Raw genomic sequence first — 18472 nt, forward strand, 5'->3', positions numbered from 1 at the left:
TGATGGTTCGTGTTGTTTCCTTCAAAGATTTGCCAACCACTGACCTGCTTGTAGACGCAGTCTACGAGGGAGCTCCCGGTGGGCAATTGTCTGGTGAAGCGCTTTCGAAAGTTCTGCCTGGAACCGGCAATCTTGGAGGGTTCAGAGCCTCAGGTCGCGGAGACGACAAAAAATTTGTAGTACTATATACAAGTGGCGAAGATCAGGATTGGCCCGACAAGCTAGATAACAGCACAGGCCAATTCGTTTACTTCGGTGACAACAAGACGCCTGGGCACGAGCTTCACGACACCGACCGCGGCGGAAACCGCATACTTCGTCGAGCGTTCGATTTGCTTCACGCAACGCCCGCAAATCGTGCACTCATACCGCCCTTCTTCATATTTCAAAAATATCCTACTGCGGTCAGCGCTCGCTCCGTTCAATTCAAAGGTTTAGCCGTTCCAGGCTTCACAGGGTTACCTGCTACGTCGGACCTTGTGGCTGTTTGGAAGACTACCAAAGGACAGCGCTTTCAGAACTACCAGGCAACCTTCACCGTCTTGGATACTGAGATCATCTCCCGCGCATGGCTGAACGATCTTGCTGCAGGAAATAGCTTCACCGCTAACGCGCCAGCTGCATGGGCAGACTGGGTATCAAACGGCCGGTACAGACCGCTTGCCGCTGAGAGTACGACCGTCATTCGCGACGTGGCCACTCAAATGCCCGACACGGTTCAAAAGTCAGCTATGCTTGAAGTGGTGTGGCAGCATTTCAAAGACGCACCGCGTGCCTTTGAGGCCTTCGCGGCGCGAGTGTTTCAGATGCATGACCCCCGTGTAATTATTGATGAGGTTACACGCGCATCGGTCGACGGGGGTCGGGATGCTATCGGGCGTTACCTTCTGGGACTAAGCGAAGACCCGGTTTATGCCGAATTCTCGCTAGAAGCGAAATGCTACCGGCCTCCGCTAAATGGGGCTTCCGCAAACACAATCGGAGTTAAGGAAGTCGCACGACTGATCTCGCGTATCAGACACCGGGAATTCGGCGTCTTGGTGACAACTTCTGTCATCGGCCGACAAGCATACGAGGAGGTGCGAGAAGACCGTCACCCGATAATTTTCCTTAGTGGAAAAGACATAACCGAAATTTTGACAGCAAGTGGTTTCAATACACCCGAGACGGTCAAAGAGCTTCTCGCACGAGAATTCGAGATACCTGGAGGCAGAAATTGAGTGAAGAGCAGACTACCAAGCCATTGAACGCCTGGCTCGCCGTTGAGGAAGAAGTCGCCTTAGATGGCTTCCCACATCCCGATTTTGCGTTTCGGCTGAATGGTGATCCGAAGCTGCACACTGGTCTGTCCGTCGGAGATTGGGTGCTCTTCTCCAAGACAGATGCCACTCTAAGTCGTGTCGGCAAGGTAACACGCATTCGGACCGATCTTGGTGGCCAGAATGTCTATTTGGATCGGGCAAGCTTCATTCATCCGGGCACAAAAGCGTCAGCCTGCGGTTTAACGCTACCCACTAAAGGTGGAATTTCCCGCCTGTCATGGGACATCTTTGAGAATGCAGTTGCGACCACTACGGGAAAAGCGGTTGCCGATGTCCCTGCAATCGAAAACCAAGCTTACATTCGCGAGCTTCTTCAGCTTGCTGTCATGGATGACCTGTTAGGACCGGCCAATGGCCCGCACGAACAGATCGTCGATATGGGCGTTCGCGATCGATACCTGGTAGGCAAGCTGGCTCCGCAGCAAGGGAACAACGGAACCTCCGGCGGCATAGAAGGACTCGAAGGCCCGCTAGAGAGCGAGCCTGGAGAGGAAGAACCTGACGACTTGGAGGTTCACACTGGTCGGCACGAGGCGGGCGCGGAGTTCGAGCGGTCGACAGGTCGTGTTGATGCCGAGGCGGAATCCACTGAGGAGATAGATGCCGCAAGCAATCAGTCTTTGGTCCCTTCTAGCCTCGGAATAACGTTCTGCGTGGATGGCGACGTAGAGACGATCGAGGTCGAGGCAATATGGGGAAAATACGTCCGCGAGTACGACCATGAGCATACGAAGCCAATCAACAAGAAAATTCGGGACGCAGATGGCAACGTCACTGAAACAAGGCAGGAGGATGTCAAAGTCAAAGTTTGGCAGCGTGAACCTTGTGGCGGCAAGATTACCTTAGCGCTTAAAGATGGCGTTCTGAAGCCACAGAAGCCCGATCCCAACAATCCGGATGTGCGCCTTCAAGGGACAGTGCGCGGCAAGAACGCAAACGGTGATCGTCTTGTCACGCTGTTCATCGTCAATGGGCAGGAAGAACCGGAAGAAAATAAGGACAGTGCTTGGGTATTTCAGCCCGAGATTATCATAAGAGCGAGCGACGGAACTCCAGACCCTGCCATTTTTAGGCGGCGCTTGGCAAACTCCAGTCAAGGGGACGATCCTGAACGTCACGCGCTAGAAATGGTGTATCGGCGACAGGTAGAATTCGCGGTTGGCCACGGCGTAGCTGTTCACGCAGAGACCGTGGCCAACAACACCGACTGCGCAAATGAAGTTCGTACGGCCATCATGCCCCAGTATGAAGTTCCGGTAACTGAGACCCCCGGACTTCGCCCGGAAGACCGTCCGGCCATGCAAAAGATGATTGCTGAAGGCTACCTAGATATGGAGCATTTGGCATCGATGGAGCGCAATGATCTTGTCTCCGCGCTCCGCATTATTGCAAATGACTACGCCGACTGGATTTCAACGCAGAACAAACGTATCGGAAGCGATGTCGTCGGTCACGATGCGCAGGCTCTCGCCGCTCTTGAACGCTGCACAGAAATCAAGAAAAGACTGGATGAAGGCATCAAGGTCCTGGAAGATTCCAGCGATGACAAACCTCTTGAAGCCTTTCGGTTTGCCAATCGCGCAATGGCGCGTCAGCGTATTCACAGCATCTATGCCCTAGAGCGCCGAAGGGGCTCAAAAAAGGATGTCGAAGACTTCAATATTCGGAAGAACCGGTCTTGGCGCCCGTTCCAGCTCGCCTTCGTATTGTTGTCGTTACCGTCCTTGGCCGACCCTCTTCACAGCGATCGAACGAAGCCACACGAAGCTCTAGCTGATCTCCTCTGGTTCCCGACCGGCGGTGGTAAGACCGAAGCATATCTCGGTGTTGCCGCTTTCGCGATGGCAATCAGGAGACTTCAAGGAAAGCTAGGAGGTTTTGATGGTACCCGCGGCCTTGGCGTGATCATGCGCTATACGCTGCGTTTGCTGACCCTTCAGCAATTCCAAAGAGCGACCACGCTGATTTGTGCTATGGAAGTTTTGCGTCAAGAAGCGCGGGCCGCAGGTGATAAGAGCCTGGGCGCGACGCCCTTCACGATCGGACTTTGGGTAGGCAACAAGGTCACTCCCGGTACGACTGAAGAGAGCCACGCTGCCATTCGTGATATCCGCGATCCAGATAAGTACGATGAAGGCAGCACTTCGCCTGCCCAGCTAACCAGTTGTCCCTGGTGCGGAAGCGAAGTGCGCGATAGCAGGGATATCTTTGTAAACAAGGCCCAGAAGCGGACCGAGATTTATTGCGGTGACAAGAAAGGTCGCTGTGCATTCTCCAAAGGAAAATCCAGCAAGAATGCTCACCCGGGCATCCCCGTCGTAGTTGTCGACGAAGAAATCTATCACCGTCCGCCTTCCATGATGATCGCCACAGTGGACAAGTTCGCACTTATGGCTTGGCGCGGCGAAGCCCGAACTCTGTTCGGACGGGCGACAAAGGAATGCCCGCGCCACGGTTTGCTTTGGCCGGAAGCTGACTGCACCGGCAAACACCGAGCATTCAAAGGGATGCCCAGCACCGACACTCGGTCTATCAGTCCGATCCGGCCGCCTGACCTGATCATTCAGGACGAGTTCCATTTGATCAGTGGTCCTCTGGGAACGATGGTCGGCCTCTATGAAACCGCGATCGATGAACTCTCGGGCTGGAAGATTGGCGATGAGGTAATCAAGCCCAAGATCGTGGCGTCCACCGCTACCGTCCGCAAGGCCCCGGAGCAGGTCAACAATGTCTTCATGCGCAGGGTGGCGGTCTTCCCGCCACATGGGCTCGACATTGCCGACAACTTCTTCTCTGTCCAAAGGCCGATTACACAAATTCCAGGTCGGCGATATATCGGCGTTTGTTCGCCTGGTAGCTCGCGACCTGCTATGTTGATCCGTGTCTATACAGCATTTCTGACCGCATCACAGGCACTCTTTGACCGTTTCGGACAAGCGGCCGATCCGTACATGACCGCAGTGGGTTATTTCAACTCTCTACGCGAGCTCGGCGGAATGAAACGCTTGGCCGAAGACGATGTTCAAACACGATCTTATCGCGTGAACATGAGCATGGTCGATAGACCAGGCCTTGCCCAACGTAGTGTCAACAATGTCGACGAGCTCACCTCGCGAGTGTCCAGTCGTGACATTCCCAAGAAGCTGGACCTCTTGGAGGTAAAGTTCAAAGCGGAATACGATGACAGCGAGGAAAAGTTCGTCACGAGATGGGAGGAAAACGAGCATCGGTCTGTCGACGCGGTATTGGCGACAAACATGCTGTCTGTTGGGGTGGACGTTAACCGCCTCGGGCTCATGATCGTGAATGGTCAGCCAAAGGGTACGGCCGAGTACATTCAGGCGACCAGCCGTGTCGGTCGTGCATCACCGGGCCTCGTTTGCACTGTGCTTACATGGGCGCGCCCACGTGACCTCTCGCATTACGAGACTTTCGAGCATTATCACGCAACTTTCTACAAGCATGTAGAAGCCCAATCGGTGACGCCATTCTCGCCTCGGGCGATGGACCGGGGTCTAACCGGTGCGCTCGTGAGCGTAATGCGTTTGGAAGACGATGACTTCAATCCGAACACCGGCGCAGCGGCGCTTGATCGTACGGACAAAGACGCGGCCAAGCATGCGAGCAACGTTCTGGTAAGTCGCGCTTGGAACGTTACGCACGAGTCGAAGGTGAAGACGCTTGCAACCGATGAAATCAAATCCCGAATTGATGAGTGGTGCGGTGAAGCCGCTAAGGGGGGACGAACGCTAGGATATGAGAAGAAGGGTCCAGGCAAGGATAAGATGGTTGCGTTGCTCAAGAAGCCAGGTGTCAAAGCCTGGGATGATTTCACGGTTCCGATGTCCATGCGCGAAGTCGAGCCGGGAGTACGTTTGGTGATGAGTAAAGTAAGAGGCGGTTCCGGGCCCAGTTGGACGCCACCGCCTTTGGATACCAGTGACGCGGAGGGGGAAGAATGAGTGGAGACAGAACGCCAGTCGGGCAGGTGCGCCCCTCGCAGCTTCTTTGGACCTATGGACCTGGAGCTCTAATTGACCTTCCAAACCTTTCCGTCGTGACGCTTGGCATCGATCGCTGGGAGAAAAGCCGATGCCAACCGATAGATGAGGCGCGCCTACTTGCAGCTGTTCGCCGCGTGCTAGGCCCACAGGTCGAAACGCTGCGCATCCCTCCTTTCACAAGGGAAGAGAACGTCGAACGCTTTTCGGCGGAATCACTGATCGGCGTACCGGTTCGTCCCTTTCCGAGGTGGCTGAGATGCGTGAAGTGTGGGCTTTTGTCCGAGTATGATCTCGGCCTTTTCGAGTGCAAAGAGCACTTCAAACCCGAACGCACACGGTTCGTTCACAAAGACTGCACGGGGTCGAAAGGCGATCAAAAGGCAAAAGACGCCGACGCAGTACCCGCGCGTTTTCTGCTTGCCTGCCGCGAGGGGCATCTCGATGACTTCCCGTGGCACTATTTCGTCCATAGCGGTCCTTCTAGCTGTACGGGAACACTACGCTTCTTCGAGAGTGGCGCTTCCCTTCAAACCGAAAATCTGTGGGTGAAGTGTGATGAATGCGGCGCGTCCCGGAACATGGCTCACGCTTTCGGCAAGGCCGGAAAAGACAACCTTCCCTCCTGCCGTGGACGTCATCCGCATATGGACGAGTATGCTGATGGATGCGACGAGCAGCCGCGTGCGGTTCTTTTAGGGGCCACGAATAGCTGGTTTCCCATCACTCTATCGGCTCTGGCGATACCTGTAACCATTGGTTCTGCCCGAGATATCGTCGACGCGCTCTGGGATGATTTCGAAGATGTTGAGGACAAAGCGGAACTGAAAGGCACGCTAAAGGCTCTCAAAAAACGCGAAGCAATCCCAGGGCTGGATGACTTCACCTTGGATGAGATTTGGGATGCCATCACTGAAAAGCAGAACGGAACGGCCGAAGCGAGCGTCGACAGCGCTGACATCAAGGGGCCGGAGTGGAAGGTCCTGACCAACCCCAACCCGCCAACTGACTGGCCTCATTTTTTGAGTAAGTCGGTGTCTGCACCCAAACAGTTTGAGAAACCGATAAAGTCCGTGCTTCTCCTGGAACGCCTGCGTGAGGTTAACGCGCTGCTGGGGTTCACTCGTGTCGAAGCTCCGGAAGAGGGCGGCGTAGGGGATGACACGGCTGCCCGCGCTGATCTCGGAAAAGGAGTTCCCGATTGGATACCCGCGTCGGAAGTGCATGGCGAAGGAATCTTCATACGCTTCGACGAAGCTGAGATAGCCGCTTGGGAAAAGAAGGACTCCGTGAAAGCGCGAGATGCGATGCTGTATGCCGGACACAGAGGCTGGCGGATAGCGCGTGGCCTTGATCCCGACGAGAACTATCCAGGAGTTCGCTACGCGATGCTCCACACACTTTCGCATTTGCTCATTCGAGAGTTGGCCTTGGAATGTGGATATAACGCGGCCAGCATTCGCGAGAGAATATATGCGGATACCTCTGAGAGCGACAATCAGGCTGGGATATTGATTTATACCGCTGCCGCGGACTCCGATGGCACGTTGGGTGGACTTGTCGATCTTGGAAACCCTGACAATCTTGGAAGGCTCATTTCGCAAGCTCTCCAGCGGGGACAGATTTGCTCTTCTGACCCACTTTGCTCAGAGCACAGTCCTGAGAAAGATCGCTCTCTGCACGCGGCTGCTTGTCATGCATGTTCATTCGTAGCGGAGACCTCATGTGAGCTTGGAAATCGCTTCATAGACCGTGCGCTGATCATCCCGACGCTTGATGTGACCGATGCGGCTTTCTTCGCTGGAGGCGCCACTTGATAAGGCTCCTTGAGGCAGTGTCTGATGTCGTTTCCAATACGCCGCCTGAGAAAGTTGAGCAGCTGGCCCAGCTTGCCGCTCGACTGGCGAGCTCGGCGGAAGCGAAACGGCTTTCGCAATGGGCGATAGCACCTGAATCCAAGAAGCGACTAAAGCGGCTTATCGAAGAGTGGGAAAGGGAAAGCTCCATTTCGGGTGCCGAGCTCTCTGCCATGATCAAGGCGGCGAGCTATGTGCAGATAAAAATAAGTGGTGAGCAGATAATCGAGCTCGTGTGGACTGGGCCCTCTAGTCACCTTGTACCCACTCGGAAGACAGAGCGTGCGCTCATCCAAGTCATCCAGCACGCCCAAGAGCGTCTCTTTTTGACTAGCTTTGTCGCCTACAAAGTCGATGAAATCATTGAGGCCTTAAAGCTAGCTATCGAACGCGGCGTGAAGGTTTCGATCCTCTTGGAACGAAGCGAAAGCGATGGAGGTGCCGTGTCCAACGATGGCATTTCCACGATGAAAAAGACTCTGCCGGAAGCGTCCGTATTCGCGTGGGACAGCAAGGCTGACTCGTTCATGGGTGGTAAGGTTCATGCCAAGGTGGCTGTCGCCGACGAAGAAGTGTGCTTCATCTCAAGCGCCAACCTTACGGGGCATGCAATGGAAAAGAACATGGAAGCAGGAGTCTTGATAGAAGGCGGCACTGTCCCAGAAAAGCTACATCGTCACCTAGAGGCGCTGATTACAACGAAACAGCTTACGCGAGCCTGATGGACAAGGTCGACCCGACAACCCGTTCTCGCATCATGGCTTCGGTTGGGCAGAAGAACACAGGCCCGGAAATGCGACTGAGGTCGGCGCTACACAAAAGGGGCCTGCGTTACAGGCTTCACTATCGGCGACTGCCGGGGAGCCCTGACATCGTTCTTCCCAAATATCGAGCGGTCATCTTCGTACATGGATGCTATTGGCATCGCCATGGATGTTACCGATCGACCACGCCAAAATCGCGGCAAGAGTTTTGGAACGAGAAATTCCGGGCGAATATGAAACGCGATGAGCGCAATACTAAGCAACTGCTCGATCTTGGTTGGCGTGTTTTGATCGTATGGGAGTGTGCGTTAATTGGCAAAACCGCTCTGGAACCAGAGGAATCCGCTGGACGTGTTATCTTGTGGTTGGGTGGCACTGATCCAAGAGGCGATGTGGCCGGAAAAGCGGTGGAAAAAAGTAGCTCGAACCTTCCGCATGGCGAAGGTTGATCGCTACAATTTCAAAAACCGAGGAAGCACTACAGTTGGCTACAAAGGAAGACATACTTGAGCAGATTGTTGAGGAATATCTCGTTCATAAGGGGTATTTCGTGCAGCACAATTTGAAATTTTTGCCGCGAAAAGATCACCCTGAGTTTGTGAGCAACCAAGACTCAAACCATAGTGATATAGACGTTCTGGGTTTTCACCCGACTATCGACGGTGATCGGAAAGTTGTCGCGGTCAGCTGCAAGAGCTGGCAGGGCGGCTTCAATCCCGCCTCTGAGATTGCTGCCATAGAACAAGACAAGGTGCTGCGCGGGCGGAAGGCGTGGAAAGCGTTCCGCGAACTGACCGTTCCTAAATGGTCCGAAGCGTTTGTAAGGGCCGTTCGCGATGCAACAGGTACGGACCGCTTCACCTACGTCTTGGCCGTCGCAAAACTGGGTGGCGAACGATCAGTTTGGGAAAGTTATCAACCGTTTTCAGATGCCATTGGTGGCAACCCGGTTACGATACTCACCTTCAGTGAAATGGTACGGGAAATTCAGTCCGAGCTTACCACGACGCTTGCAGCTACTGAGGTTGGGCGCATGCTGCAGATGTTTCAGGCTGCGGGAATTGAAGTCGGAGGGGACGGCTGATCTCTAGTTTGTCCGCCAAGCTGGTGGGACATGATGCTGGAATTCCCAAACAGTTGGTGGAACAAAAAAATGTCCCACTGACCTCTAATCCTTTGAACAAACACGTTACTGTGACGCCGCCCCCGGGCACCACTTCATCCTAGGATTGAAATGGCTGTCGATGTCCTTGCCGACATCGGTCCCGTCAGCCTGCACGGGCCGCTGCACACAGACAGGCAAGGGCCGCGCAAGGCTGCCCTGCCCCAAGGTGTCACAGGGAACGCACCACCCCGCCCCTCAGCCGCATTTGCTGTGGCCGCAGCTCATGCAGGTCATGCAGCCCTCGACCATGCGCATCTCGTACTGGCCGCAGCTGGGGCAGGCCTTGCCGCGGTTGCCGTCCATGTTCACCACCTGCGCCCGGGGGTCGGATTTCAGGCCCATGCCCTCGCCCTCCAGGAACCCGATGGCGATCATGTGGCGCTCCAGCACGCCGCCGATGGCCGCCAGGATCGAGGGGATGTATTTCCCGTTCTGCCAGGCCCCGCCGCGCGGGTCGAACACCGCCTTCAGTTCCTCGACCACGAAAGACACGTCGCCGCCGCGCCGGAACACCGCGCTGATCATCCGCGTCAGCGCCACGGTCCAGGCGAAATGCTCCATGTTCTTCGAGTTGATGAACACCTCGAAGGGCCGGCGGTGGCCGTTGATGATGATATCGTTCACCGTCAGGTAGATCGCGTGCTCGCTGTCGGGCCATTTCAGCTTGTAGGTCGAGCCCTCCAGCGCCTGCGGCCGGTCCAGCGGCTCCGACATATAGATCACGTCGGCGCCCTGGTCGGCCTCGGGCGCCTTCTCGCTGCCCTCGCTCACGCTCAGCACGCTGCCGGTGACGTCGTTCGGGCGGTAGGTGGTGCAGCCCTTGCAGCCGGTCTCATAGGCTTGCAGGTAGACATCCTTGAAATCGTCAAAGGAAATGTCCTCCGGGCAGTTGATCGTCTTCGAGATCGACGAATCCACCCATTTCTGCGCCGCCGCCTGCATCCTGACGTGATCCAGCGGCGCCAGCACCTGCGCGTTCACGAAATAGTCGGGCAGCTCGGCCTCGCCGAATTTCGCGCGCCACATCTGCACCGCGTAATCGACAACCTCTTCCTCGCTGCGGCTGCCGTCCTTCTGCAGGACCTTGCGGGTATAGCTGTAGGCAAAGACCGGCTCGATCCCCGAACTGACATTGCCGGCATAAAGGCTGATCGTGCCGGTCGGTGCGATCGAGGTCAGCAGCGCGTTGCGGATGCCATGCTCGGCAATCGCGGCGCGCACGTCCTCGTCCATCTGCTGCATGGTGCCCGAGGCCAGGTATTGCCCGGCGTCGAACAGCGGAAAGGCGCCCTTTTCCTTCGCCAGTTCCACGCTCGCCAGGTAGGCCGCGCGCGCGATCCGCTTCAGCCAGTCCTCGCATTTCGCGGCCGCCGCCTCGCTGCCGTAACGCAGCCCCACCATCAGCAGCGCATCGGCCAGCCCGGTCACGCCCAGCCCGATCCGGCGCTTGGCCTGCGCCTCCTGTGCCTGCGCCTCCAGCGGAAATTCCGACGCATCCACCACGTTGTCCATCATCCGCACGGCGGTGGCGACCAGCTCGTCCAGCGCCGCGTCGTCGATATCCGCGCCCTCTTCGAACGGGCGCCGCACCAGCCGCGCCAGGTTGACCGACCCCAGCAGGCAGGCGCCATAGGGCGGCAGCGGCTGTTCCCCGCAGGGGTTGGTGGCGGAAATCGTTTCGCAATAACGCAGGTTGTTGGCCTCGTTGATCCGGTCGATAAAGATCACCCCCGGCTCCGCGTAATCATAGGTCGCGCGCATGATCCGGTTCCACAGGTCGCGCGCCTCAAGCGTGTGATAGACCTTGCCGCCGAATGTCAGCTCCCACGGGCCGTCGGCCTTGACCGCCTCCATGAAGGCGTCGGTGACCAGGACCGACAGGTTGAAATTGCGCAGCCGCGCCGAATCCGACTTGGCGGTGATGAAATCCTCGATATCGGGGTGATCGCAGCGCATGGTCGCCATCATCGCCCCCCGGCGCGAGCCCGCCGACATGATCGTGCGGCACATCGCGTCCCACACATCCATGAAGGACAGCGGCCCCGACGCATCCGCCGCCACCCCGTGCACCGCCGCGCCGCGTGGCCGGATGGTGCTGAAATCGTACCCGATCCCGCCGCCCTGCTGCATGGTCAGCGCGGCCTCTTTCAGCATGTCGAAGATGCCCGCCATGCTGTCGGGAATCGTGCCCATCACGAAGCAGTTGAACAGCGTCACGTCCCGGCCGGTGCCCGCCCCGGCGGTGATCCGGCCAGCGGGCAGGTATTTGAAATCCTCCAGCGCGTGATAGAACCGGTCCTCCCACGCGGCCGGGTCTTTCTCGACCGCCGCCAGCGACCGCGCGATGCGGCGCCAGCTATCCTCGACCGTGCGGTCGATCGGGGTGCCGTCGGCCTGCTTGAAACGGTATTTCATGTCCCAGATCTGTTCGGCGATCGGGGCTGCGAAACGGGTCATGGCGCGAATCCTCGTCCGGCATTTGCGATGGAAGGCGCCCAGAATGCCTGAAACCATCGGTTTGCACAACTGCTTGAAGCGGATATTGCACAGGCTACCATATACTGCGTGGCTTGTGGGGGAATCTGTGGATAAATCTTTGCATCTGATCAAGCTCAGCGCCGGAACCGAAAGCGTGGACAGCCTTGCCGCCTGGCAGGAGCAGTATCGCCGGCGCTTCGACGACGGGTTGCCGCGCCACGTCACCCGCATGTGGCCGAAACGCGAATCCGAGATCGTGACGGGCGGTTCGATCTACTGGGTGATCAAGGGGCTGATCCAGTGCCGCCAGCGTGTCCTGCGCATGGACGAGGTGGATCGCGGCGACGGCATCCGCCGCTGCGCCCTGGTGCTGGAACCGGGGCTGGTGCGCACCATGACCGCGCCCAAGCGCGCCTTCCAGGGCTGGCGCTACCTCAACCCCGCCGACGCCCCGCCCGACCTGCCGCGAAACCGCCAGGACGAGGACGCGCTGCCGCCCGACCTCGCCGGCGCGCTGGCCGAAATCGGGGTGATTTAGGTATCCGATAACCTGAAACCGGCACCGAAGCACCTGCCCGGAACAGCCGCGAAGCGGCCCGGGCATCGCACGGCCGCCCCCCGGCCGGGCGATTGGCTGCCGCAAGCACTCCGATTTGAGGGAGGATGTGGCTGGACGATAAACTGCCAGTCACAAACCGTCGGATCGCCCGACCGCGGCCGTGCGGTGCCCTCTGTCACGCTTCCCCGGAACGGCCCACCACCCCCACAACAGGCGAACCGGGCCGCGCCTTACTCCCTAATCCCCCCGCGGCACCGACAGCAGGACATACCCGCCGATGCGGTCCACCTCCTCGCCGCCATGGCGGCCCAGCACCTCGGCGATCCCGGCGCTGCCCGCCGGGCATCCCACCAGCCAGCGGGTGTGATCGAGGTAATCCACCGTCGCGGCGCTTTCGCCGACGATCCGGCACGGGTCGTCGTCCGCGCGGAACCCGCGCAGCAGCCGCAGTTCGCCCGGCGCCGCCGCCTCGGGCGCAAGGTAGCGCGCATTGACCCACCCGATGATCCCGCCGCCCTGCGACACCGCGCACCATTCCGGCAGATCGCCACCGTTCGCCGCATCCGGCGACGGCTTGAGCAGCACGCAAACCTCCCGCGTCAGGCCGCCATGCCCGCCGGGCAGCACAGCCACCACCCCGAACCGCGTGGATGGCCCGGCGCGGACGTTCAGGCGGTCGCCGGCAGACAGGTCGCTGACGCGGACCGTGTCGCCCGGTGCGGGGCCGGCGACCGTCAGGCAAAGGGCAAGGCTGAGGCGCAGCATCGGGCAACTCCTTTCGGCAGGCATGATCCTGCCACGACGCGCCCCCCCGGTCGAGCCCCGGCGCAACGCGCGGGAACCCGCCGAAACCCGCCGGTTCATTCGCGCAAAACGCGCAATCTTTTGCCCATCGCGCCGTCGTGATTGCCCTTTATCCCCCATCCCCTTGTATCCCGTGCCCTGCACTTATGTGACTGGAACAGGCAGCAGGAAACCCTGTCCTGATCATAAGCGCCGGCCCGAGCAGATGCGGCCGGCGAACGGAAACCGAAAGGATGGAACGATGCGCAAGACAATGACAGCACTCGCCACCGTGGCGGCAGGCGCCGCCGCACCCGCCTTCGCGGGCAACATGGACGCTCCCGCCCCGGCACCGGTGGTCGAACCGATGCAGCAGCCCGTGCCGATGGGGATCGACTGGACCGGCGGCTATGCCGGTGGCCAGATCGGCTATGGCGATGTCGACGTCGGCACCGACAACGGCGACGGCACGATCGGCGGCCTGGTGGCCGGGTACGATTACGACTTCGGCAACTGGGTGCTGGGCGGCGGTCTCGATTACGACTTCGCCGATATCGACGCCGGCGGCACCACGCTGGAAAACGTCGCCCGCCTGAAACTGCGCGGCGGCTACAAGATCGGCAACGGCCTTGCCTACGCCTCGGCCGGTGTCGCCCGCGCCGAGACCGACACCATGGGCAGCGACAACGGCTATTTCGTCGGCCTCGGGTATGAGCACATGATCACCGACAGCTTCACCGTCGGCGGCGAGGCGCTTTACCACGAGTTCGACGATTTCGACGGCTCGGGCACCGATATCGAAGCCACCACGGTGCAACTGCGCGGCACGTTCCGCTTCTGATCGCGGACGGGCCCGCGTGCCCCCCGGGGGCCATCGCGCATCACGCGCGGTGGCCCTTTTTCAATCCAGCCCCAGCTTTTCGGTCAGCGCCGCCAGCGCCGCGCGTTCCCCGGCGGTCACCGCCGCGCCGCGCGCCCGGAACAGCGTCGCCTGGCTTTGCAGCACCAGCCCGTCCGACAGCACCTTCAGGTGGTTGGCCCGCAGCGTATCCCCGGTCGAGGTGATGTCGGCCACCGCCTCGGCGGTCTCGTTCTTGACCGTGCCCTCGGTCGCGCCCTGGCTGTCGACAAGCTGGTAATCCGCCACCCCGTGCTCGCGCAGGAAATCCCGCACCAGCCGGTGATACTTGGTGGCGATCCGCAGCCGGAACCCGTGCACCGCCCGGAACGCCGCCGCCGCCGCATCCAGGTCGTCCAGCGTGTCGACATCGACCCAGGCCGCCGGCACCGCGATCACCAGGTCGGCATGGCCGAATCCCAGCCCCGCCAGCTCCTCGACCTTCTGTTCCCAGCCGCCCAGCTTCTCGCGCACCAGGTCGGTGCCCGTCACGCCCAGGTGGATACGCCCGGCGGCCAGTTCGCGCGGGATCTCGCCCGCCGACAGCAGCACCAGCTCGACCCCGCCGATGCCCTCGACCACGCCGGCATATTCCCGGTCCGACCCGGCCCGCGACAGCGACACGCCGCGCGCCCCGAACCAGTCGAAGGTCTTTTCCATCAGCCGCCCCTTGGACGGCACGCCCAGCTTGATCGTCATGCCCGCCCCCCAAGCTCCAGCAGCAGCCCCGGCCGGATCACGCCGCCCACCGCCGGGATCGCATCGCCCTGCCCCAGCATCCGCGTCAGCGCGTCATAGCGCCCGCCGGTCGCCACCGGCGGCAGGTCGGGCCGCGCCTCGGCGTAAAAGCCGAACACGAACCCGTCGTAATATTCCATGTTGGTCCGGCCATAGCTGGCCTCGAAATCCAGCCGCTCCACATCCACGCCGCGCGCCTCCAGCGCCGCCATCCGCGCGGCAAGCTGTTCGACCGCGGGGGCGATCGCGGGCATGTCCACGGCGATGTCGCGCAGATGCTCCAGCGCATAGGGCATCGCCTCGCGCACCGACAGGATCGCGTCGATCAGCGCCACCTCGTTTTCGGGGATCGGCGGCGCGGCAGCATCCTCGTGCAGCGTATTGATCCGCGCCGCGATCTCGCGCCGGGTGCGCAGCCCGATCACCGGCGCGCAGCCCGCGAACGGGTCGGCCGCGGCCAGCAGCGCCGCGCGCGCGGGCGGCACCGGCAGACGCCCCGCGAACCGGTCGATCAGCGCGCGGAACCGGCGTGGCCGCCAGATATGCCGCATCAGCGCCGCCTTGCGCTGCGCCGTCGTGTTCAGCGCGCCCACCGCGGCCTTCAATATCCCGATATCGCCGGTCGCCGCGCGCAGCGCCGCGCCGTTCAGCGCCTCGCCGATCAGCGCGAACACCTCGGCATCGGCGGCGGCCAGGTTCGCGCCGTCGAACACCTCGTATCCCACCTGCATGTATTCGCTGGCCCGCGCCGCGTCGTCCTCCTGCCGGCGAAAGACCGGCCCGGCATAGGTGTATCGCGCGGGCTCGGCCCCGTGCGCCATGTGCATCTGCACCACCGGCACGGTGAAATCGGGGCGCAGCATCTGCTCGCCCCGCAGCGCGTCCGAGGTCACGTAGGCCCGCGCGCGAATATCCTCGCCATAGAGATCCAGCAGCGTATCCGCCGGTTGCAGGATCGCGCATTCCACAGGCACCGCACCGGCCTGCGTGAATATCTCGCGCAGGCGGGCCGCCTCGCGGGTTTCCGATGCCAGCGGGGTCATAGCCCGTGCGCGTCCAGAATTTCGCGCACCTTGGCGACCAACTGATCGCGCGGCACCTCGAACTGGCTGGGCCGGTCCTTCCATTCCTCCAGCGTCGCGGTCTCGGCGATCTGCGCGCCAAGGATCAGATCCTTGATCTGCACCACGCCACGGTCCTTTTCGTCGCCGCCCTCGATCACCGCGACCGGCGATTGTCGCCGGTCGGCATATTTCAACTGGTTGCCGAAATTCTTCAGATTGCCCAGATACACCTCGGCGCGGATACCGGCCTGCCGCAGCTCGGCCACCATCGCCTGGTAATCGGCCATCCGGTCGCGGTCCATCACGGTCACGACCACCGGCCCAACCTCGCGCGCCTCGATCCGGCCCTTTTCGCGCAGCGCCGCCAGCAGGCGGTCGACGCCGATGGACACGCCGGTCGCCGGCACCGCCTGGCCCGTGAACCGCTTGACCAGATCGTCATAGCGCCCACCGCCCGCGACCGAGCCGAACTGCCGCTTGCGGCCCTTCTCGTCGAAGATTTCAAAGGTCAGCTCCGCCTCGAACACCGGCCCGGTATAGTATCCGAGCCCGCGCACCACCGAGGGGTCGATCACGATGCGGTCGGGGCCATAGCCTTGGGCGGCAAGCAGGTCGGCGATCTGCTCCAGCTCGTCCACGCCCTCGCCCCCGATCGCGCTGCCACCGATAGCCGCGCGCAGGTTGGTCAGGGTCGCAGCATTGTCCGCCCCTTTCGACGTCAGGAACGCCACCACCGGCCCGGCCTGTTCATCGCTCAGCCCCACACCGTCGATATACGCGCCCGAGGCATCCAGCCGCCCCTTGCCCAGCAATTCGCGCACGCCCGCTTCGCCCACCTTGTCGAACTTGTCGATGGTGCGCAGCACGGCATCCCTTTTGTCCTGATCGTCGCCAAGGCCCATCGCCTCCAGCACCCCGTTCAGCACCTTGCGGTTGTTCACCCGCACCACGTAATCGCCACGCGGAATGCCCACCTCTTCCAGCGTGTCGGCCAGCATCGCGCAGATCTCGGCATCGGCGGCGACCGAGCCGCTGCCCACCGTGTCCGCATCGCATTGATAGAACTGCCGGAACCGCCCCGGCCCCGGCTTCTCGTTGCGCCAGACCGGCCCCATCGCGTAGCGGCGGTAGGGCGTCGGCAGATCGTTGCGGTGCTGGGCATAGACGCGGGCCAGCGGCGCGGTCAGGTCATAGCGCAGCGCCAGCCAGTCGCCCTCGTCCTCCTGCCAGGCGAACACGCCCTCGTTCGGGCGGTCGACATCGGGCAGGAACTTGCCCAGCGCCTCGACCGTCTCGACCGCGCTGCTTTCCAGCGCGTCGAATCCGTAGCGATGATAGACCCCGGCGATCTGCCGCAGCATCTCGGCGCGCGTCGTCACCTCGTGCCCGAAATAGTCGCGGAACCCTTTCGGCGTTTCGGCCTTGGGGCGGGGGGCTTTTTTCTGCTTGGCCATCGCTCTGGTCCTTGCACCACGGAACTCGCGCCGCGTCTAGCGCACCCCCCCTGAAAGGGCAAGCGATCCGCCGGTCGGGCCATGGTGCTTCATCGTTCCCGAAATACTCCCGCCGGATACCGATCGTCAGGGCATTCGCCCTTTGGGCGCCGCTACACCCTGGCCCGGTTCGTCCGCCGTCCGAGGGCATCGCATGGCCGCGGTCGGGGGGCGGCCGTGCGATGCCCGGGCCGCTGCGCGGCTGTTCCGGGCGGGATGCGTCGTGCCGCCATCGCAAAGGTTAACGTCGCGCGGTTTCCCGTCCAAACCGCGCGGTTTTCCGGGCAGAGGTAACATGACACCCCAAAACCCGCAGTCCGACACCTTGCCGGGGCAGGTCATGCCCCCGAAACTGCGCGCTTTTCCCGCCAAACCGCGCGATTTCCGGTCATCTTTCGTTAAGAACCGCGCGCTTTCGCACCCGAACCGCGCGATTAACCATTGAATCGCGGGCCGTCGCCTCAGATCTCGTCGAAGGTCCCGCCGCGTCCGCGCCCCCCGGAAAACCGCGCGGCACCCGCACGTCCTTCCGCCTGGAACGCCCCGGCCGAGCGCCATTCGCGGCGCAGCGCGGCGGCCAGTTCCGCGCCCGGCATCCGGGCCGACAGGTGGTCGGCCCGCATACAGCCCTGCGGAAACCGCGTCAGGCTCTGGGCCAGAATTATGGCGTTTTCCAAGGCTTTACCGGGGTCCGTCACGCGGTCGGCCAGCCCCATCGCGCGGGCCTCTTCCGCGCCCACCGGGCGACCTGTCAGGATCAGGTCATTCGCCCGCCCCTGCCCCAATATGCGCGGCAACCGCACCGTGCCCCCGTCGATCAGCGGCACGCCCCAACGGCGGCAAAAGACCCCGAAAACAGCCGTTTCCGAGGCCACCCGCATGTCGCACCAGGCCGCCAGTTCCACCCCACCCGCCACCGCGTGCCCCTCGATCGCGGCGATCACGGGTTTGGACAGCATCAGCCGCGACGGGCCCATCGGCCCCGGGATCGGCTGCCCGGCGGGATCGTCCCAATCCGCAGGAATATCAAGGCTTTGCAGCCATTCGTCCGCCCGTCCGTCGGCGGCCGTCTTCAGGTCGAACCCGGCGCAGAACGCGCCGCCGGTGCCGGTCAGGATGGCCACGTCCAGCCCGTCATCGGCCTCGAAATCCAGGAACGCGCGGAAAAGCGCGCGGGCCGTGGCCGGGTCGACCGCGTTGCGCTGCGCGGGCCGGTCGATGCCGACGACCAGCACCCTGTCCAGACGTTGCGTCGTAACCGTCATGTTCCCCTCCGTCTTGCCGGAACAATCTGCCATTCCCCGCGCGGCGGCGCCATGATAACGTCCCGTTCCGCACCGCAGACGGAGAT

At 61.3% G+C, this 18472-nt stretch carries 14 protein-coding genes; 8 read left to right on the forward strand and 6 right to left on the reverse strand.

Translation table 11 applies throughout. From position 1 onward, the window contains the following. Window positions 1-2: 2 nt before the first annotated feature. The 6 genes from F3H87_RS20810 to F3H87_RS20835 are packed head-to-tail and all read left to right on the forward strand — an operon-like array spanning window position 3 to window position 9027. Window positions 3-1220, forward strand: coding sequence for a restriction endonuclease (locus F3H87_RS20810; protein WP_149789789.1), 1218 nt, complete (start codon window positions 3-5; stop codon window positions 1218-1220). Continuing rightward, a complete protein-coding gene (gene drmA / locus F3H87_RS20815; RefSeq protein WP_223228162.1) occupies window positions 1217-5284 on the forward strand; it encodes a DISARM system helicase DrmA in 4068 nt (1355 codons plus the stop codon). Before F3H87_RS20810 ends, drmA begins: the two co-directional genes overlap by 4 nt. Continuing rightward, the gene (drmB, locus tag F3H87_RS20820; protein WP_149789790.1) at window positions 5281-7140 is read left to right on the forward strand and encodes a DUF1998 domain-containing protein; all 1860 of its coding nucleotides are present in this window, start codon (window positions 5281-5283) and stop codon (window positions 7138-7140) included. Before drmA ends, drmB begins: the two co-directional genes overlap by 4 nt. Next, on the forward strand, window positions 7137-7901 hold the full coding sequence (gene drmC / locus F3H87_RS20825; protein WP_149789791.1) for a DISARM system phospholipase D-like protein DrmC: 765 nt from the start codon (window positions 7137-7139) through the stop codon (window positions 7899-7901). Before drmB ends, drmC begins: the two co-directional genes overlap by 4 nt. Then, on the forward strand, window positions 7901-8392 hold the full coding sequence (locus F3H87_RS20830) for a very short patch repair endonuclease (RefSeq protein ID WP_149789792.1): 492 nt from the start codon (window positions 7901-7903) through the stop codon (window positions 8390-8392). The genes drmC and F3H87_RS20830 overlap by 1 nt, the downstream gene beginning before the upstream one ends. Before the next feature lie 35 nt (window positions 8393-8427). After that, entirely contained in the window at window positions 8428-9027 is a 600-nt protein-coding gene (locus F3H87_RS20835; protein ID WP_149789793.1) for a hypothetical protein, read from the forward strand. Between the two features lie 276 nt (window positions 9028-9303). On the opposite strand, the gene F3H87_RS20840 is transcribed toward F3H87_RS20835, so the two are convergent. Continuing rightward, window positions 9304-11565, reverse strand: a complete 2262-nt coding sequence (locus F3H87_RS20840) for an adenosylcobalamin-dependent ribonucleoside-diphosphate reductase (RefSeq protein WP_149789794.1) — start codon at window positions 11563-11565, stop codon at window positions 9304-9306. Between the two features lie 127 nt (window positions 11566-11692). Between F3H87_RS20840 and F3H87_RS20845 the strand changes: the two genes are divergently transcribed. Continuing rightward, window positions 11693-12124, forward strand: a complete 432-nt coding sequence (locus F3H87_RS20845) for a DUF1489 family protein (protein WP_149789795.1) — start codon at window positions 11693-11695, stop codon at window positions 12122-12124. Window positions 12125-12382: 258 nt separating this feature from the next. Here the strand turns inward: F3H87_RS20845 and F3H87_RS20850 are convergent, their stop codons facing one another. Then, window positions 12383-12910, reverse strand: coding sequence for an SH3 domain-containing protein (locus F3H87_RS20850; RefSeq protein ID WP_149789796.1), 528 nt, complete (start codon window positions 12908-12910; stop codon window positions 12383-12385). Between the two features lie 280 nt (window positions 12911-13190). Between F3H87_RS20850 and F3H87_RS20855 the strand changes: the two genes are divergently transcribed. Continuing rightward, window positions 13191-13769, forward strand: coding sequence for an outer membrane protein (locus tag F3H87_RS20855; RefSeq protein ID WP_149789797.1), 579 nt, complete (start codon window positions 13191-13193; stop codon window positions 13767-13769). A gap of 60 nt (window positions 13770-13829) precedes the next feature. Here F3H87_RS20855 and hisG read toward each other — a convergent pair whose 3' ends face one another. From hisG to F3H87_RS20875, 4 genes are all read right to left on the reverse strand, one after another. Further along, a complete protein-coding gene (gene hisG, locus F3H87_RS20860) occupies window positions 13830-14525 on the reverse strand; it encodes an ATP phosphoribosyltransferase (protein WP_149789798.1) in 696 nt (231 codons plus the stop codon). Further along, the gene (locus F3H87_RS20865) at window positions 14522-15607 is read right to left on the reverse strand and encodes an ATP phosphoribosyltransferase regulatory subunit (RefSeq protein WP_149789799.1); all 1086 of its coding nucleotides are present in this window, start codon (window positions 15605-15607) and stop codon (window positions 14522-14524) included. The genes hisG and F3H87_RS20865 overlap by 4 nt, the downstream gene beginning before the upstream one ends. Beyond that, window positions 15604-17082, reverse strand: coding sequence for a histidine--tRNA ligase (gene hisS / locus F3H87_RS20870; protein ID WP_149789800.1), 1479 nt, complete (start codon window positions 17080-17082; stop codon window positions 15604-15606). The genes F3H87_RS20865 and hisS overlap by 4 nt, the downstream gene beginning before the upstream one ends. A gap of 500 nt (window positions 17083-17582) precedes the next feature. After that, the gene (locus F3H87_RS20875; protein ID WP_149789801.1) at window positions 17583-18386 is read right to left on the reverse strand and encodes a crotonase/enoyl-CoA hydratase family protein; all 804 of its coding nucleotides are present in this window, start codon (window positions 18384-18386) and stop codon (window positions 17583-17585) included. Window positions 18387-18472: the final 86 nt, after the last annotated feature.

This window comes from Lutimaribacter pacificus (assembly GCF_900142185.1).
In the GTDB taxonomy this organism is placed as follows: Bacteria; Pseudomonadota; Alphaproteobacteria; order Rhodobacterales; family Rhodobacteraceae; genus Lutimaribacter; species Lutimaribacter pacificus.